Annotated in this window: 14 protein-coding genes and 2 pseudogenes; 8 read left to right on the top strand and 8 right to left on the bottom strand. The window is 67.5% G+C overall.

Annotated features, from left to right (window positions below; all coding sequences use genetic code 11):
• Positions 1-70 precede the first annotated feature (70 nt).
• Positions 71-1489: an aminotransferase-like domain-containing protein gene (locus tag ETD86_RS29010; protein WP_211370392.1), complete on the bottom strand. Its 1419-nt coding sequence runs from the start codon at positions 1487-1489 to the stop codon at positions 71-73.
• 85 nt (positions 1490-1574) lie between these two features.
• Between ETD86_RS29010 and ETD86_RS29005 the strand changes: the two genes are divergently transcribed.
• Genes ETD86_RS29005 through ETD86_RS28995 form a run of 3 tightly spaced genes read left to right on the top strand, consistent with a single transcriptional unit; the run spans position 1575 to position 4066 of the window.
• A complete protein-coding gene (locus ETD86_RS29005) occupies positions 1575-2507 on the top strand; it encodes a DMT family transporter (RefSeq protein WP_425465667.1) in 933 nt (310 codons plus the stop codon).
• Between the two features lie 47 nt (positions 2508-2554).
• A complete protein-coding gene (locus ETD86_RS29000) occupies positions 2555-3577 on the top strand; it encodes a hypothetical protein (RefSeq protein WP_138669347.1) in 1023 nt (340 codons plus the stop codon).
• A gap of 9 nt (positions 3578-3586) precedes the next feature.
• Entirely contained in the window at positions 3587-4066 is a 480-nt protein-coding gene (locus ETD86_RS28995; RefSeq protein ID WP_138669346.1) for an ASCH domain-containing protein, read from the top strand.
• A gap of 333 nt (positions 4067-4399) precedes the next feature.
• Here the strand turns inward: ETD86_RS28995 and ETD86_RS28990 are convergent, their stop codons facing one another.
• Together ETD86_RS28990 and ETD86_RS28985 are read right to left on the bottom strand one after the other, a co-directional pair.
• Positions 4400-4879 (bottom strand): GntR family transcriptional regulator, encoded by a 480-nt coding sequence (locus ETD86_RS28990; RefSeq protein WP_138669344.1) that lies wholly within the window; start codon positions 4877-4879, stop codon positions 4400-4402.
• 41 nt (positions 4880-4920) lie between these two features.
• Positions 4921-5397: a GntR family transcriptional regulator gene (locus tag ETD86_RS28985; protein ID WP_246148362.1), complete on the bottom strand. Its 477-nt coding sequence runs from the start codon at positions 5395-5397 to the stop codon at positions 4921-4923.
• 599 nt (positions 5398-5996) lie between these two features.
• On the opposite strand from ETD86_RS28985, the pseudogene ETD86_RS28975 reads away from it, so the two are divergent.
• Positions 5997-6245: pseudogene (locus ETD86_RS28975) on the top strand (transposase); the annotation flags it as partial.
• 610 nt (positions 6246-6855) lie between these two features.
• Here ETD86_RS28975 and ETD86_RS28970 read toward each other — a convergent pair.
• Both ETD86_RS28970 and ETD86_RS28965 read right to left on the bottom strand, forming a co-directional pair.
• Positions 6856-7512: a JAB domain-containing protein gene (locus tag ETD86_RS28970; protein ID WP_138669340.1), complete on the bottom strand. Its 657-nt coding sequence runs from the start codon at positions 7510-7512 to the stop codon at positions 6856-6858.
• A 618-nt stretch (positions 7513-8130) separates the two neighbouring features.
• Complete coding sequence (locus ETD86_RS28965; protein WP_138669338.1) at positions 8131-8847, bottom strand: GntR family transcriptional regulator; 717 nt, start codon at positions 8845-8847, stop codon at positions 8131-8133.
• A gap of 483 nt (positions 8848-9330) precedes the next feature.
• Between ETD86_RS28965 and ETD86_RS28960 the strand changes: the two genes are divergently transcribed.
• The 3 genes from ETD86_RS28960 to ETD86_RS28950 all read left to right on the top strand — a co-directional run bounded on the left by ETD86_RS28960 (position 9331) and on the right by ETD86_RS28950 (position 12609).
• Positions 9331-9777, top strand: a complete 447-nt coding sequence (locus ETD86_RS28960; RefSeq protein WP_138669336.1) for a GNAT family N-acetyltransferase — start codon at positions 9331-9333, stop codon at positions 9775-9777.
• Positions 9778-9993: 216 nt separating this feature from the next.
• Positions 9994-10869 carry a 4-hydroxy-tetrahydrodipicolinate synthase gene (gene dapA, locus ETD86_RS28955; RefSeq protein WP_425465666.1) on the top strand — a complete coding sequence of 292 codons (876 nt, stop codon included), beginning with the start codon at positions 9994-9996 and terminating at the stop codon, positions 10867-10869.
• 54 nt (positions 10870-10923) lie between these two features.
• A complete protein-coding gene (locus tag ETD86_RS28950) occupies positions 10924-12609 on the top strand; it encodes a ribonuclease J (RefSeq protein ID WP_138669334.1) in 1686 nt (561 codons plus the stop codon).
• A gap of 183 nt (positions 12610-12792) precedes the next feature.
• On the opposite strand, the gene ETD86_RS28945 is transcribed toward ETD86_RS28950, so the two are convergent.
• The 3 genes and pseudogenes from ETD86_RS28945 to ETD86_RS28935 all read right to left on the bottom strand — a co-directional run.
• Positions 12793-13569, bottom strand: a complete 777-nt coding sequence (locus tag ETD86_RS28945; protein ID WP_138669332.1) for an ABC transporter permease — start codon at positions 13567-13569, stop codon at positions 12793-12795.
• A 130-nt stretch (positions 13570-13699) separates the two neighbouring features.
• On the bottom strand, positions 13700-14464 hold the full coding sequence (locus ETD86_RS28940; protein WP_138669331.1) for an ABC-2 transporter permease: 765 nt from the start codon (positions 14462-14464) through the stop codon (positions 13700-13702).
• Between the two features lie 62 nt (positions 14465-14526).
• Positions 14527-15180, bottom strand: a pseudogene (locus tag ETD86_RS28935) (ABC transporter ATP-binding protein); the annotation flags it as partial.
• A gap of 113 nt (positions 15181-15293) precedes the next feature.
• Between ETD86_RS28935 and ETD86_RS28930 the strand changes: the two are divergent.
• Positions 15294-16187, top strand: an 894-nt coding sequence (locus ETD86_RS28930; RefSeq protein ID WP_138669327.1) for a sensor histidine kinase, incomplete at its 3' end; no start/stop codon positions are given.

Genomic DNA, 16187 nt, shown 5'->3' with positions numbered 1-16187 from the left:
CAAGACCCGGCCAGCGGGCGGGGGTGTGGTGCCGGACTGCGTCAGGGTATGAACGGGTGCCGGGTCTGCGTCAGGGTATGAGCGGATGCCGGGCCTGTGTCAGGGCCTCGGCGAGGCGGCGCACCCCTTCGTGCAGCTCCGCCAGATGGGTGGCCGCGATGTGCGTCAACCTGAGGCGCGGCCCGGGCGGCTCGGACGGGTAGTACATCCTGCCGGGGCTCACCAGCACGCCGTTCCGCCGGGCCGCCTCGACGAGCGCGTTCTCGTCGACGTCGACCGGCAGGCGTACCCACAGGTGCATCCCGCCGACAGGCAGCAGGTGGATCTCCGCCTCGGGCAGGCGCGCGGCGAGCGCGGCCGCGAGCGCGTCGTGCCGCGTCCTGATCTCGGCGTGCACGGCCGTCAGATGCCGCCGCCAGGCCGGCGACCCGACGAACTCCAGCGCCGTCTCCTGCAACGGCCGCGCCACGAAGAACGACTCCACGAGCTGACTGGCCCGCAGCCGGTGCGCGGCCGGCCCGCGGGCGATCACCGCGGCCACCCGCATGCTCGGCGAGAGGATCTTCGTGAGCGACCCCACGTTGACGACGGTCCCGTGCTGATCCATGGACGCGAGCGACGGAGGCGCGTGCTCGGTCAGGTAACGGGCGTAGTCGTCCTCGATCACGAACGCCCCCGCCGCCCGCGCCACCTGCAGCACCTGCTCCCTGCGTGCGACGGGCAGGGTGGCCCCGGTCGGGTTGTGCAACGTCGGCTGGCAGAAGAACACCCGCGCACCGGTGACGGCGAACGCCTCCGCCAGCAGCTCCGGACGTACACCATCGCTGTCCATCGGCACGGCCGTCGCGCGCAGCCCGGCCGCCTTGGCCGCCGCCAGTGCGCCGGGGTACGTGGGCGTCTCGACCAGCACCGGCGTACCGGGGGCGGCCAACGCCCTGAACGCGTGGGTGAGCGCCGCCTGGCCACCGCTGACGATCAACGCGTCGGCCGCGGTCACGTCGCCGCCCGTCTGGGCCGCGAACCACCGCCGCAGCTCGGGGAGTCCCGTCAGGGGCGGCTTGGCCCAGGCGTCCGGGCGGCGTACCGCCCGCGCCGCCGCGGCCCCCAGCTGCTTGTCCGGTCGTAGCCCTGGGTGCAGATAGCCACCGGTCAGCGGCACCATCCCCTCGGGAGCCGACGCCAGCAACGCGGCGACCGGCCCGTCGTCGACGACCCGGTCCCCGAGCGTGACCGTCTGCCAGGACAGGTCGGCGGTGTCCTGCCCTGTCGTGATCTGGTGCTGCTGGGTGACGAAGGCGCCGCTGCCCGGTTTCGTGACGACCCGGCCCTCGGCCGCGAGCTGGCCGATGGCGCGCGACACGGTGACGGGGCTGACGTTGTGCCTGCGCATGATCTCCCGGCTGGACGGGAGCCGGGCACCGGGGCCGAGGCGGGCGGCCTCTTCGCGCAGTATCGCGGCGATCTGGGCGATACTGCTATCGTTGTTCATGAAGGACGAGAATAGCGCTACTGTCTCCGATGGAGTAGCGGTCCCGCCCGATAGCCCCACTGCTTCGGCCGCCGACCGTGCTCCAGTGGTTGGCCACGCCATTCGGGCCGCACCCGCACCCGCATCCGCGCCTGCGCCCGTCTCTGCGCGCCGTCACCGGCGACAAGGAACGGCTCTGGCCCTCCTCGGTGTCCTGGCCTTCTCCGGCTCCTTCCCGGCGACCGTCTACGCCATGGAGGGCTTCGACCCCTGGCTGGTCGCGATCGGCCGAGCCGCCATCGCCGGCGTGCTGGCCCTGATCTGCCTGAATGTCACCAACACCCCGCTCCTCCCTCCAAGACCCCTCTGGCCCGCGTACGCCCTGATCTCCCTCGGCGTGGTGTTCGGCTTCCCCGTGTTCAGCGGCCTGGCCTTGGCCCTGGGCGCGAGCACCGCCCACGCCGCCGTGGTCATCGCACTCCTCCCCGCCGCCACAGCGGTCTGCGCCGTACTCAGAGCAGGTGAACGCCCCCGCCCCCTCTTCTGGGCAGCGTGCGCAGCCGGCGCCGTCGCCATCACCACGTTCACCTTCACCCAGCACCAGGGCAGCGCGTCCTGGCCCGACCTGCTCCTCCTCGCCGCCCTGATCTCAGCCGCGATCGGCTACACCGAAGGCGGCCGCCTGTCCAGGGACCGTCCCGGCTGGCAGGTGATCTCCCACACCCTTGTCCTCTCCCTCCCCCTGACGGCCCCGATGACGGCCTTCCTCGCCGTGACCACCCCGACCGCCTTCACGCCGAACGCGATAGCGGGCTTCTTGTACGTAGCGGTCATCTCCATGTTCCTGGGCTTCTTCCCCTGGTACGCGGGCCTGGCCAAGGGCGGCATCGCCAGAGCCGGTCAGACCCAGCTCACCCAGCCCCTCCTGACCCTCCTCTGGGCCTGGTTCCTCATGGGTGAGCGATTCGGCCTGGTCACCGTGGCCGCGGCGCTGGCCGTACTCGTCTGCGTGGCCATCACCCAGCGCGCCCGTACTTGAAAGCCGTGACGCCACCCCGCAGGATTGGGGGAGGAGGTGTCACAACAATGGCGGACCTCACGATCCCGGAGGGCGGCTTCTGGCCCGCGCCGGAAATCCCGCAGCCCAACATCTATCCCATGGAGTGGCGTGTCGAGACGGAGAAACTCGCCGCCATCTATGAGAAGTCCAAGCGCATGGTCTGGAACCCGGCCGACCTCCCCTGGGACGGCCTGAACGCGGAGGACTTCACCCGGGAGCAGCGTCTCGGGATCATGTACTGGTTCGCCGTCCTCGCCAACTTCGACGCCTCCGGACCGGCCGTGTTCGCCCGCGCCACCATCCAGGCCTTCGAGAAACACGAAGAGGATCCGGTCAGGAAGTGCTTCTTCTCCATCACCCGCGACGAGATGAACCACGAGGAGTGCTGCCAGCGCACCATTGCCAAACTCTGGCCGGGCGGCCCACTCAACTGGACCCCCTCCGACGACCTGGAAACGGCCGCTCACAACAACATCGGCTGGCTTTATCACAACGGCGGCCGCTACTGGAACGGCTACACCACGGCCGTGGGCAAGTACTCGCTCCCTGTCCTCTTCACCAGTTTCATGATGGGCGAGATGGCCGCCTCGACGCTGTTCAGAGGCATGGCCTCAGGCACCCAGCACCCGGTCTTCAGCGAGATGTTCCAACGCATCGGCCGTGACGAGTCCCGCCACCTCCAGATCTGCATGACCATCCTGGAGAACGAATGGCCGGGTCTCACGGACGACACGCGTACCCTCATCACCCGCCAGCTCAGAGCCGGCTTCGTCTTCCTCAGCATGATCCTCTGGGAGCCCCCCGAAGGCTTCTGGGAACTCCCGCCCTACTTCCTCCCCAACCACCGCGTCCTCATGAACCATGCCAGGGACGCGGGACTGGGCGTGCTGTCGTACGAGGAACAGGCCGAGAACTGGCGCGTCGCCATGGCCAGAATCCGCGCCATCGTAGAACGCTGGGGCATAGCCTTCCCCGCCATTCCCGAACTGGACCTGGAAGGCGTACCCGTCGACTTCATCGACCCCGAGGAGATCATCCCGGTCTTCTAGCATGCACCCATGTGGCCCCGCATGGATGGACTCAGAGTCCTTGAGCTCGGCACGCCCGGCGAACTCCGCACCCGCCTGACCGCCTTGGCTCTGTCGGGCGAGAAAACCGCCACGGCCGGCCTCCTCGCCCTCGACTACCACGCCGAGGGGGAGGAGGTGGAGCATGTCGGCGAACACCTGATCCTCGCGGCCGACACGGGCGGCCGGGCGGCGGAAATCGAGATCGTACGAGTGGAGTTGACGCCGTTCCCGGCCGTGACCTCGGAATTCGCCCAGGCCGAAGGGGAAGGCTATCGATCGACGGAGGACTGGCGAGAAAGCCACCGCCGCTACTGGTCCGCCCAGGGCTACGAGGTCGGTGATTCGTCAACGGTGGTTTGCTTGTGGTTCCGGGTCGCACCGTTTCCCCGCCAGTACATGACGACGCGGGCCGCGGAATTCGCGGGAGTCGCCACCCTTCACGGAATGTGCCTGTGCCTGTGGTGCTGAGAGCCCGGGCAACCCGTCGGGACTTCGTGCCGCGCGGTCTGGGCGCGGGGCACGAGCAAGCTCACCGCGACCGCCCCCTGCGGCGCTCATGCCACGCTGGTGGAGAAGACCGGCCGATGCGCGCAAGCGGACCGGCGCCGAACGGGAGGCGCTGCGCAAGGTCCTGCCGGACGGGGTGAGTCCGGCGGAGATCCGTAACCGCACCCGGCGGATCCGCGCCTACCTGGACGCTCGCACTCGCACTCGCGCTCGCGCTCGCACTGGTGGCTTGGGCCAGGCTACGCCCGTCCGAATCGCCTGATTCCGTCAGGGAACTGCAGAGAATTCAAGACGCTATTCGCTGGGCCAGTCCTCCGGGGCGGACACATAGGTGCCGCGATAGGGGACCGTGATGACCCACCCTTGCTCGCGCAGATGCGCGACGGCTTTCCGCGCCGTGACCTTGGCGACCCCGTGCCGCCGCATCAGCGTCTCCTCGCTGGGTATTGCCCGATTCGGCCGGAGCTCGCCGCGTCTGATCCGGGCAATGACGTCGGTCGCGATGACCATGTACAAGGCTGTCGTCTCCCGCATGCGGGGCACGCCGGGACGACCGACGAATGTGCCCTCGCCTTGAACGGTATGGACGAGCTGCCGATCGCGGAGCTCTCGCACCACCCTTCGCGCGGTGGTCCTTGCTATGCCGTACTCGGCCTCCATGGCTGCCTCGCTCAGCACGGCTTCGCCGGCGGCCAACCTCCCGCTGATGATCTGCTCCTCGATCACCTCAGCGACCTGCACATAGAGCGGGACGGGCCCCTCGCGGTCGAGCATGCTCACATCGTAGACGTCTCGATACAAGCAGTTCAGCGGAATCATGCCTGGGGCCACGACTCCTTGGGAGAGACGTAGCTGCCGCGCTGAGCAACGGTGTAGATCCACCCTTGCTCCCGCAAGAGCGCCATGGCCCGCCGCACCGTTTCCCGGGCGACACCGTACTGTTCCACCAGCGCTGACTCCCCGGGTATGGGGCGTCGAGGCAGATATTCTCCCGCCTTGATCTGATCAGCTATTTCTGTCGCGATTTGCTGATAGAACGGCACTTTCCGCTGTTTGCGAGGGGCTTCGTCGGGCGTGCCGACGAACGCCCCTTCACCCTGGACGGTGTAGACGAGCCCTTCCTCGCGCAGCACATGAATCGCGCGCCTGGCGGTGGTCCTGGCGACCCCGAACTCCTGCTGGATGTCGGCCTCGCTGGGCACGGGGTGCCCGGACGACAGCCCAGAGACTCGGCGCCGAAGGATGTCGGCGATCTGAACGTAGATGTGGGTGTCTCCGTCGTAGTCGAGCACATAGGCAACATAGGCCAAGGGGTACAAGACCACCCATATCGTCCTGTCTATTTAGACGGAGCGCTCTTTGAAGGTAGACAGGAGGAGACAACCAGACGTATGGTTCTTCCATGCCCGCACTTCTTCCACTGCCGAGCGACGACTCCTGCATGGGCACCCATGTGCCGGTGCCGCGCTCCGGCTACACACCCCTGAGGTGGGATCCTGAACAGCCTGGCGCACGTGCACGTGTCCGGGCGTACACGTGCGACTGCCAGCCGACCTATTACGAGCTGTGTCAGGCGGGTGGCCTGCTCTTCATCCGCAGAACCCGACGGAGCGGCCGAGAGATTCAGGTCGACGAGGGTGCTCGCCTGCGGCAGAGCGAAGCGATGATCATGTGGACCCGGCTGTTGGAGGGCCTTGTCCGGTGATGCGTCCTCCCGGCTCTCCTGCTGCCGCCGAGCCGGGAGGCATCGCTCAAGGGTGGTGTGAAGCCCGTACCGGTGCCGATGCGATGCGGATCGCGCTCGACGTGGGCAGGACACCCGCCGCGCTCGGTGCCGTGTTGATCGGGCGCACGGGGCCAGGACAACTCAGGAAGTGCCATGGGGGGCGCCGCCGACAAGGGCTACGACTATGCCCACCTGCGGACCTTCCTGCGTGGCCGGGGCATCACACTGCGCATCGCCCGCCGAGGCATCGAATCCAACCAGCGGCTGGGACGTCACCGCTGGGTGGTTGAGAGAACGGTCCTCTTGGCTGGCTGCCGACGCTTACACCGCCGCTACGAACGCCGGGGTGATCACTTCGCCTCCTTCGTCGCGCTCGCCGCAGCCCTCATTTGCTACCGCCGACTCGCCAAATGAGACGTCGTCCTAACGGTCATGTCGTAGAGCTGGCGTGATCTTCCATGCTGATCTTGCTGAGTGGCCGGCGCGTGAGCTCTTCGAGCGGCATGGGTCAAGGTCGAGTGATGAGCGATGGTCCCGGGAGCCGACGTGACGCCATCGACGCGGTCCGCGCGGTAGAGCGTGCCGATGGCCACATCTTTACCGGCATCCTCGTATTAAGTCGGATAATCGCCGTTTATCCCGGTAGCGGGATGAGGTGTGGCAGGGGGCCCGCATTGGGGCAATGGCACAGATTCGCCGCGTGCGGGCACCCCTGCCAAAGCGCGTGAAGCCGCTGTTCTTCACACGCTGTGCGCTTTCGCGCAACCCCAGACGAAGCGCCTCGGCCAAAGGGAACCGCCGACGCGACCGTAATACGCCCCGCCCGGGGTTGGCGCGGAAGCGTGGACATGGTCCCGTGCCTGCCAGGAGGCACAGGACCACGCCACGACGAGTAATGGCCGGCTGACGTCCGTATCGGCCTACCCGCGCCATTAGATTCTCATGGGCCGCGCTTGGAAAACTGCTGTTCGGCGCTATACACGGGATCATTCCCTTTGACGTTCGGTGGGTGGGTGGAAGGGATTTACACGGGGATCCGTCTCCAGGCGGCGTCTGTGATGATCAGATGGTCCAGGAGCCGGAGGCCGACGGTTTGCGCGGCCTCGAGGAGGCGGGAGGTCGCCTCCAGGTCGGCGGTGCTCGGGTTGAGGGAGCCGCTCGGGTGGTTGTGGGCGAGGCCGAACATCGCGCCGCCCGTGGTGAGCACCTCCGTGATCACCTCTCGGATCGGCATGGCCGTGTGGTCGGTGCCGCCCTCGGTCACGACCGACCGTTTCAGCACGCGGCCGCCGGTGTCGCACACCACCATGACGAGGCGCTCCTGCGTATGGCCGTGCAGGAGCGGCGCGCATTGGTTGGCCAGGTCGGTCGTGCTGGTGATGCGTTCCCGCTCTGGCCAGGCTCTCGCGCGGAGCGCGAGATGGAAGGCTGCGGCCACCCTCGCGGCCTTGGCGGGGCCGACACCTGGCACGGTGAGCAGCCGATGCGGGTCGGAGCGGCCGAGCCCGTCGAGGTCTCCGCAGTGGTCGATCACCTGGGTGGCCAGGTCCAGGGCGCTCGAACCGCGAAAGCCCGAGCCGAGCAGCACGGCCAGCAGCTCGCGGTCGGCCAGGGCGTTCGCGCCTCTGGACATGAGCCGCTCGCGTGGCCGGTCGTGTGTGGGCAGGTCTTTGAGTCGCATCGGCAACCTCCGCGACCGTTGTATCAACGCTGACCGACAATCTCTGACCTGCGCGTTTGTTGCGAAATTCGCGGTCGTGCGAGGGGCATCCGCGGCTTGTCAGGAGGGGTGAGTTTCCGGGCCTCGGCGATGACGGCGGCGGCCAGGGGGCCCGTTTGGTCGGCGATTTCCGTGGGCGACAGTGGATGGCCGTTCTCCAGCCACCATGTGATCGCCTGGTCGAGGATTCTCACGGGACTTCACTCGGCGCCTGCCGACGGCTGCTGCGCGCCGAGGGGGTCGGATGGTCACCACGTCCGCCGATGGGATGGGATTCGCCGTGTTGTCGGCGTTTCTGCCAGGGCCCCGTGTACGTCAAGGATGGCGAGCTCCCGCCGCCGGGATCTCGACCTTGGCGCAATACGTCGATCAAGGCGTCGAGCGTCCGGTGGTGGGGCGAATCTATGCGATGGAGAGGTTCGGGGAGGCGCACCTGTCCGTGGAGACCGGCATGCGCGGGGGAAGAGGGTGATCGCTGTGCTGCGTTCGCGGGTGCTGCCGGGTGGATCTCCCTCGGGGTGATGGGGGCCGGCGGCGAGGCTCCGGGCGGGGAGGCAGACCCGCCCGGAGTCCTCCGCTCTAGATGGGCATGCTGTACGTGACCCGGAAGCGGTCGCCCGGGATGACGATGTCGCTCGTCTCCACGGGGCGATCGCCTGCCCAGTGCGTACGTTCGACATGCAGCACGTGTACGCCCCCCGCCAGGTCCAGCGCGTCGCTCTCGGCGGGACGGGGCACGCGGGTGTGCACGCTCTCGACGACCTCGGTGATCTTTATGCCGTGCGCGTACATCCTCGCGACCAGACTCCGCCGTTCCTCCTCCGAGTGGGCGGCGAACTCCAGCGGCTCGTAGGACGTGGCGAGTTGGAGGGGCTTGCCGTCGGCCCGGTAGACGTAACGGGTTTTCGTGAGCGGGGTCGTCTCCTTGAGACGGAGCCGTCTGGCGATGTCGGGCCCGGCCTCGATCGGCTCGCTGTGCCAGTCCCAGGTCACGCGCCTGCCTTGGGATTGCAGGTCGGCCGCGAACGGGGCAGGGTGGTCGAGATAACGCCATCGGTGCAACGTTGTCAGGTCGGGGCGTTCCCTGACGTAATGGCCCGAGCCGACGCGCCCAATGATGAGACCCTCGCCCGCCAGCACGCGTAGCGCGTGACGGGCAGCGGTCTCGCCGACCTGATACTTGCGGGTCAGCTGCGCGCGCGAGGGAATGGGCGCGCCGGGGGGCAGGCTGCCGTCGGTTATCTGTCGTCGGATGTCTTCGACGACACGCAGGTAGACCGGATCTGAGGTGGCCACTAGTCCATCCCTGGGGGTTCGTGTGAGGCGTTGCCCCATGTTGCCGTATTCGACAGGTAACTGACCGTCATCGATGGCAGTTGGAGCCCCAACTTTGCGATGGCGGAAAAATATCGAAGAAACCCTGTAACGCAGATGTAAGGGGTGCCGATTCTCCGGTAGAGGTCGTCGATGTGTGTACCCCCGAGCACATATCGGCGACCTCTTCCATGTCCGCCATCCAGTGGGCTCGGTCACGATGGCGGCCGGTCACGATGGCGGCCGGTCACGATGGCGGCCGGTCACGATGGCGGCCGGTCACGATGGCGGCCGGTCACGATGGCGGCCGGTCACGATGGCGGCCGGTCACGATGGCGGCCGGTCACGATGGCGTGGCTGGGCAAGTGGTCGGTTTGGATCGCTGCGGAGTGGCTGTAGTGCGGAATGCAGATTTCTCCTAGGTTGTGGCGTCTCATCCCAGTTTGAGGCCCTTCAGGAGACCTAGTGATCAACATCGGCAAGCTCCTTCCATCCGATCGGAATGCATGGGAAGGCCTGTTCCGTGCGTACATCGACTTCTATGAGCGGACCGAGCCGGATGAGATGTACGACCGGGTATGGGAGGAGTTTCAGGCGGACATCCGGCTGCATGCCTTCGGGGCAAGGCTGGACGGGCGGCTTGTCGGGATCACGCATTTCCTCACCCACGGCAACACCTCGGCGCCAGACATCGACGTCTGCTACCTGCAGGACCTGTTCACCGCGCCGGACGTACGCGGCGAGGGTGTGGGGCGGGCGTTGATCGAGGCCGTGACCGGGTGGGCGCGGGAGCGTGGCTGCTCGCGCGTGTACTGGAACACGCATGAGTCGAACAGCACGGCGCGCCGTCTGTATGACAAGGTGGCCGAAAACCGAGGCTTCATCAGGTATCAAATCGAACTGCCGCGGTAGCGGATACCGGTTCGATCTTGGGTGTGCGGTGCCCCGGCTGGGGGCGGGTTGAGGCTCGTTGCCGGCGGAGCGCCCTCCGGAATGCCGGCGAAGGGGCGCAAAAGGGCGGCTCCAGGCAGCCAAAGCGGGGTGGCGACGTCCAATGGATTTCCGAATCCAGGTAGCGTTCGCACTATGGCATCGCCAACTGGAACCACGGACGCACCCTTCGGCCGCATGCTGACCGCGATGGTCACGCCGTTCACCCCCGACGGTGAGGTCGATTACGTCGCTGTGCGCCGTCTCGCCACGTATCTGGTGGATGAGCAGCACAACGATGGTTTGATCGTCAACGGGACGACCGGTGAGTCGCCCACCACCTCCGACGAGGAGAAGCAGCGCATCGTCAGCGCCGTCCTCGACGCGGTCGGCGATCGCGCGACCGTGGTGGCCGGCGCGGGCACCAACGACACCCGCCATAGTGTCGAGCTCGCGAAGCAGGCGGCGCGTGCCGGGGCACACGGACTGCTCGTGGTGACGCCGTACTACAACAAGCCTCCGCAGGAGGGGTTGTACCGGCATTTCTCCGCCGTCGCCGACGCGACCGGCCTTCCCGTGATGCTGTACGACATTCCGGGACGCAGTGGCGTACCGATCAAGACGGAGACCCTCATCAGGCTCGCGCAGCACGAGCGCATCGTGGCCGTGAAGGATGCCAAGGGCGACCTGTTCGCCGGCAGCCAGGTGATGACGGCCACCGATCTCGCCTTCTACTCCGGCGACGACCTGCTCAATCTCGCCTGGCTCTCGCTCGGTGCGGCTGGGTTCGTCAGTGTCGTCGGGCACGTGGTGGGTGCCGAGCTGGCGCGCATGATCCGCCTGCACAAGAACGGCGACGTCGCCCAGGCCCTCGCGATCCACACCCAAGTGGCTCCCGTGGTAGACGGGATCATGCTGCGCGCCGGTGGCGCGATCATGGCGAAGGCGGCGCTGAGCATGGTCGGCGTGCCGGTCGGTCCGGTACGGCTGCCGCTCGTGGACGCCACAGAGAAGCAAATCGCCGAGCTGCGTGCTTGCCTGGTAGCCGGCGGGGTGAAGTTGACAGACGCATAGGAACGGGGAGGAACTGGAAGTTTTGAGCACACGATTTGACCGTGGGGGCCAGCTATGAGCCACCCGCATCCTGAGCTTGGCCCCCCGCCGACGCTGCCCGACGGCGGTCTGCGCATCGTCGCACTCGGCGGTCTGGGGGAGATCGGCAGGAACATGGCCGTCTTCGAATACGAAGGCCGCCTGCTGATCGTTGACTGCGGGGTGTTGTTCCCCGACCCCGAACAGCCGGGCGTCGACCTCATCCTGCCCGACTTCGAATACATCAGGGACCGGCTCGACGACGTCGAGGCCATCGTGCTGACGCACGCCCACGAGGACCACATCGGGGCGGTGCCGTACCTGCTGCGCGAGCGGCGCGACATCCCCCTCATCGGATCCAAGCTCACGTTGGCCCTGATCGAGGCCAAGCTCACCGAGCACCGGATCCAGCCGACCAAGCACCAGGTCGTCGAGGGCGAACGGCACGTCTTCGGGCCTTTCGACTGCGAGTTCCTCGCCGTCAACCACTCGATCCCCGACGCGCTGGCCGTGGCGATCAGAACTCCGGCGGGCATCGTCCTGCACACGGGCGACTTCCGCATGGACCAGTTGCCGAGCGACGGGCGCCTCACCGACCTCGGTGGCTTCGCCCGGCTCGGTACCGAGGGCGTCGACCTGCTGATGTCCGACTCCACCAACGCCGAGGTGCCGGGGTTCGTCACCAGCGAACGGGAGATCGCGCCGGTCATCGATGAGGTGATCCGCACCTCCGAGCAGCGCGTCATCGTGGCCAGCTTCGCCTCACACGTCCACCGCATCCAGCAGGTCATGGACGCCGCCGCCAAACACGGTCGCAAGGTCGCGCTGGTCGGCCGGTCCATGGTGCGCAACATGGGTGTGGCCCGCGACCTCGGCTATCTCAAGGTGCCGCCGGAGCTGATCGTGGACTCGCGCGACATCGAGGAGTGGCCGCCGAAGGACGTGGTGCTGGTCTGCACCGGCTCGCAGGGCGAGCCGATGGCGGCGCTGTCCAGAATGGCCAACCGCGATCACCCGATCCGCATCGCCGAAGGCGACACCGTGCTGCTGGCCTCGTCGCTGGTGCCCGGGAACGAGACCGCGGTCAACAAGGTGATCAACGGGCTGACCAGATGGGGCGCCCGTGTGGTTCACAAGGGCAACGCCAAGGTGCACGTCTCCGGTCACGCGGCCGCGGGTGAGCTCCTGTATGTCCTGAACCTGACCCGCCCCTCGAACTTCATGCCCGTGCACGGCGAGTGGCGCCACCTGCGCGCCCACGCCAAGCTGGCCGCCCTCACCGGCGTCCCGGAGGATCACATCGTGATCGCCGAGGACGGCGTCGTGGTGGACCTGGTCGACGGTAGGGCGAAGATCGTGGGCGCGGTGCATGCGGGCTACGTCTACGTGGACGGCACCTCCGTGGGAGAGATCACCGACACCTCGCTGAAGGATCGCCGGATCCTCGGCGACGAAGGGTTTATCTCCGTCGTCGTCGTGGTCGACTCGAACACGGGCAAACTCACCGCCGGTCCTGAGATACACGCGCGTGGGTCCGGCATCGATCCGCTGCAGTTCGAGCAGTTCATTCCGCAGATCCAGCGGGCCCTCGAGGAGAAGGCCGCGGACGGAGTGATCGACATACAGGAGATCCGCCGGGTGGTCCGGCGTACGGTCGGGCGTTGGGTGAGCGACACTTATCGCCGCCGACCGATGATCATTCCCGTGGTGGTGGAGGTCTGAGATTTCTGGTGGTACGGCAGGCGGTGGTGTCTGCCGTACCAGTGGAAGGCCGCGTGGGTGGTGGGCGTTCGGTGGTGCCTGCCTTGGCCGTATAGGGCGATGGGTCCGTGAATGCGGCGCGCGCTCTCTGGGCTGCCGGTGTTGTGGGCAGACAGGCGCGTCCCGGGCCGCTAGGGGTGCACTTCAGACATCCCTCCGGCGTACCAGCCAGATGGCGGCCAGCACTGGGAGTGCGGCGTAGGCGGCCAGGCACGCCCCGGCGGCTGCTGGAGGCAGGAGCGAGCCGAATACCGAACTGGCGTTGCCGTCGCCGGTGATCTGGCGCGGGAGTGCGCCGATCATGAGTGAGCCGAGGCGCTCGCTCCACGGCTCCGGGAGGTTGCCGATGATTATGGGGATCACATAGACGAGCCCCGCTATGGTCGCGATCGCACCCGCGGTGGAACGGAGGAGGGCGCCCAGGCCCAGGCCGAGCAGCGCGAACACCGGGACCGTGAGGCTGCTGGCGGCCAGGATCGGGAGCCTGTCCAGGAATTCGGTGGTGTACGCGCCCGAGAAGCGGTCACCGAGGATCCATCGTGAGACGAAGTACGTCCCGAAGACTGCCGCCGGGCCGACGATCAAGCCTAGGAAGCCGATGATCGTGGCTTTGGCCGTGAGTATGGGCCAGCGGCGGGGGACGACGGTCAGGCTCGTTCTGATCAAGCCGGTGACGTATTCCGAGGTCATGGCGAGCGTGCCGAGGATGCCCATGCACAACTGGGGCACGATCACCAGGACCTCCTCCAGCTCGGCGATCCGGGCGTTGGGCCGTTTGTCCGGAGGAGCGCTGTCGTACATGCCGGCGGCCATCGCCGCGAGTCCCAGGCCCAGGAGGACGGCGCTGAGGCTGAGGCCGATGATCAGGTATGTCGAGCGGATGGAGCGGACCTTCAGCCATTCGGAAGCAAGGATGCTCATGCGGGTGTCTTCCGTTCCGCGGTGGGGAGGGCCGAACGTCCCGCCGGTCCGAGGCCCGGTGTGGCCCTGGCGATCGCAAGGGTGTAGGAGGCCTTGGCTCCCAGAAAGGGGTCGGGATTGTTGTTCATGGTCATGCGTCTCTCCGGCGGAGCAGGAAATAGCCGATGGTGAGAGTGACGATCGGGTAGGCGATCAGCACGGCGAGTGCCGCCCAGGGAGGGAGGAATCCGTCGCCGAGCCGGGTGGACAGGCGTTCGTCCGCTATCTGGGGAACGAGGTTCGGCAGGAGGAGCGTGGCCACGCGGGTGTTCCACGGCGGAGGGAGGTAGTTGACGACGCCGGGCAGGACGAACAGCAGCGCCACGACCGATACGATCGCCCCCGCCGTTGAGCAGATGGCGGCACCGAGGCCGAGGCCCACCAATGCCAGGGCGGTCACCGACAAGGCCGACGCGAGCAGCTTGGGAAGGTCGTCGGCGAAGGAGGTGCCGTTGAAGCCCAGGTGGCGGTCACTCGCGATCAGGCGGCTCGCCGAGTAGGTGACGAGGAGGATGGCGTTCGCGGCCACGAACGTGGTCAGGCCGACGATGCCGGCCTTGGCCAGGAGTAAGGTGCCGCGTTTCGGGACGGTGATGAGGCTGGTGCGGATCATGCCGGTGGCGTACTCGTTCGTGATCGCGAGCACTCCGAGTACTGCCAGGCTGATCTGGACGAGTGGCAGGAAGCCCTCCTCCGGCGCCGCCGCCCGTAGTGATCCGCGCTCGTCGGCGAGGCCGCTGACATAGAACGTCCACGCCGCACCGAGGGCCACCATGAGGGCCGCTGTGCCGATCGTGTGATAGGTCGAGGTGACCGAGCGCAGCTTCAACCACTCGGACGAAAAGACTGCCTTCATCGAGCCGCCCCATATTGCACGCTGTCCGCTGTGAGGGCCATGTAAGCGTCCTCCAGGGATGGGTAGCGGGCCGTGAGCTCCGCGACCGTGGACTCGGCGATCAGCTTGCCGCGGCCGATGATGACGATGCGTTCGGCGGTGAGGGCCATCTCGCTCATCAGGTGACTGGAGAGCAGGATGGTCCGGCCCTCGGCGGCCAGGGAGCGCATGAGGTCGCGGATCCAGCGCACGCCGTCGGGGTCGAGGCCGTTGACCGGCTCGTCGAACATGAGCACGCCGGGGTCGCCGAGTAATGCGGCGGCGATGCCGAGCCGTTGTTTCATGCCGAGAGAGAAGCCGCCCACGCGCTTGCGCGCCACGCCTGAGAGGCCGACCTGCTCCAGCGCCTCGGCCACGCGCGTGGCGCTGATGTCGTTGGTGCGGGCCAGGCAGAGCAGGTGGTTGTAAGCGCTGCGGCCGCCGTGGACGGCGCCGGCGTCCAGGAGCGCGCCGACCTCGTGCATCGGTCTGCTGAGCGTTGCGTAGCGGCGGCCGTTGACCAGAGCCTGGCCCGAGGTGGGGGCGTCGAGGCCGAGGATCAGGCGCATCGTGGTGGACTTGCCCGCGCCGTTGGGGCCCAGGAAGCCCGTCACGTGGCCGGGCTCGACCTTGAAGGACAGATCGTCCACGGCGAGCGTCCCGCCGTAATGCTTGGTGAGTTGGTGGAGTTCGATCACGGCGTCAAGCATGCGGTGCGGAGGGTTGCCGGCGCGTCGGACCAGGGTTCGAACTTGAAGGTCAGACCGTGGGTTGACGTGGCGAGGTCGCCGTGGCGGCTACGGTTCAACGCGTGGACGACACCCACCCCTTCTTCGCCAGGCGACTGAGCCGCAGCCAGCTGATCTTGCTTGATCTGATGGCGGGGCTGGTCGTCACCTTCGTGTTCTTCACATCGGCGGCCGGTGTGGCGGCGCTGCCGCCCTGGGCGAGGATCGGGCTTCCGGTTGCGTTGGGGCTGCCGCTGGCGCTGCGGAGAGTGTGGCCGCTGTCCGTCTTCTTCTTCACGCTGGTGCTCGCGATCCTCGCAGGGGCGATCGGCGCCATGGCGTTTCCCTATCTCGCGCCCGCGTACGCGCTCTATGTAGTCGCCTTGAGCGACAGGGCCGGCAGTCTGCTTCCGGCGTCTGCGATAGGAGTGCTGAGCCTCGTCACGGTCGGCGGGCTGGCCATGGCAGGCACGCCTCGGCAGGGCGCCCCGGAGTGGGTCTTGCACCTTGATCAACCGCTCTTGGGTATCGCGGCGCTGGGCAGCGCTTGGACCATCGGGCGCGCTGTCTACGAGCGGAGGCTGTACGCGGCGCGCGACGCCGAGCGGCTGGCGGCCCAGGCGGTGACGGAGGAGCGGTTACGCATTGCCCGGGAGCTCCACGACGTCGTCACCCACAGCGTCGGGCTGATCGCGGTCAAGGCCGGCGTCGCCAACCATGTGATGGCGACGAGGCCGGAGGAGGCGCACGATGCTCTGCGTGTGATCGAGACCGCCAGCAGGGGCGCGTTGGTCGAAATGCGGCATCTGCTTGGCGCGCTGAGGTCTGCTGGGGTGCCCGATCTGGGGCCCGCGCCGGGACTCGGGGAGTTGGAGAGCTTGGTGCAGCGGACTCGGTCGGCGGGGGTGGAGGTGCAGTTCGATCTTCGGGTGGGAGAGCGAGACGAGGGCCGAGCCCGGTGGGGAGAAGGGGCCGGC

This window comes from Nonomuraea turkmeniaca (assembly GCF_005889735.1).
Taxonomy (GTDB): domain Bacteria; phylum Actinomycetota; class Actinomycetes; order Streptosporangiales; family Streptosporangiaceae; genus Nonomuraea; species Nonomuraea turkmeniaca.
The sequence above is the reverse complement of the archived record's forward strand: the minus strand, read 5'-3'. Positions and strand labels throughout refer to the sequence as shown.

What these genes read in the sequence shown, in the direction of transcription:
- ETD86_RS28970 (WP_138669340.1), bottom strand. Translation starts at nt 7,512, where the DNA reads ATGCGACTCAAAGACCTGCCCACACACGACCGGCCACGCGAGCGGCTC.
- ETD86_RS28995 (WP_138669346.1), top strand. Translation starts at nt 3,587, where the DNA reads ATGTGGCCCCGCATGGATGGACTCAGAGTCCTTGAGCTCGGCACGCCC.
- ETD86_RS28990 (WP_138669344.1), bottom strand. Translation starts at nt 4,879, where the DNA reads ATGCTCGACCGCGAGGGGCCCGTCCCGCTCTATGTGCAGGTCGCTGAG.
- ETD86_RS28940 (WP_138669331.1), bottom strand. Translation starts at nt 14,464, where the DNA reads ATGAAGGCAGTCTTTTCGTCCGAGTGGTTGAAGCTGCGCTCGGTCACC.
- ETD86_RS28945 (WP_138669332.1), bottom strand. Translation starts at nt 13,569, where the DNA reads ATGAGCATCCTTGCTTCCGAATGGCTGAAGGTCCGCTCCATCCGCTCG.
- dapA (WP_425465666.1), top strand. Translation starts at nt 9,994, where the DNA reads ATGCTGACCGCGATGGTCACGCCGTTCACCCCCGACGGTGAGGTCGAT.
- ETD86_RS28950 (WP_138669334.1), top strand. Translation starts at nt 10,924, where the DNA reads ATGAGCCACCCGCATCCTGAGCTTGGCCCCCCGCCGACGCTGCCCGAC.
- ETD86_RS29010 (WP_211370392.1), bottom strand. Translation starts at nt 1,489, where the DNA reads ATGAACAACGATAGCAGTATCGCCCAGATCGCCGCGATACTGCGCGAA.
- ETD86_RS29000 (WP_138669347.1), top strand. Translation starts at nt 2,555, where the DNA reads ATGGCGGACCTCACGATCCCGGAGGGCGGCTTCTGGCCCGCGCCGGAA.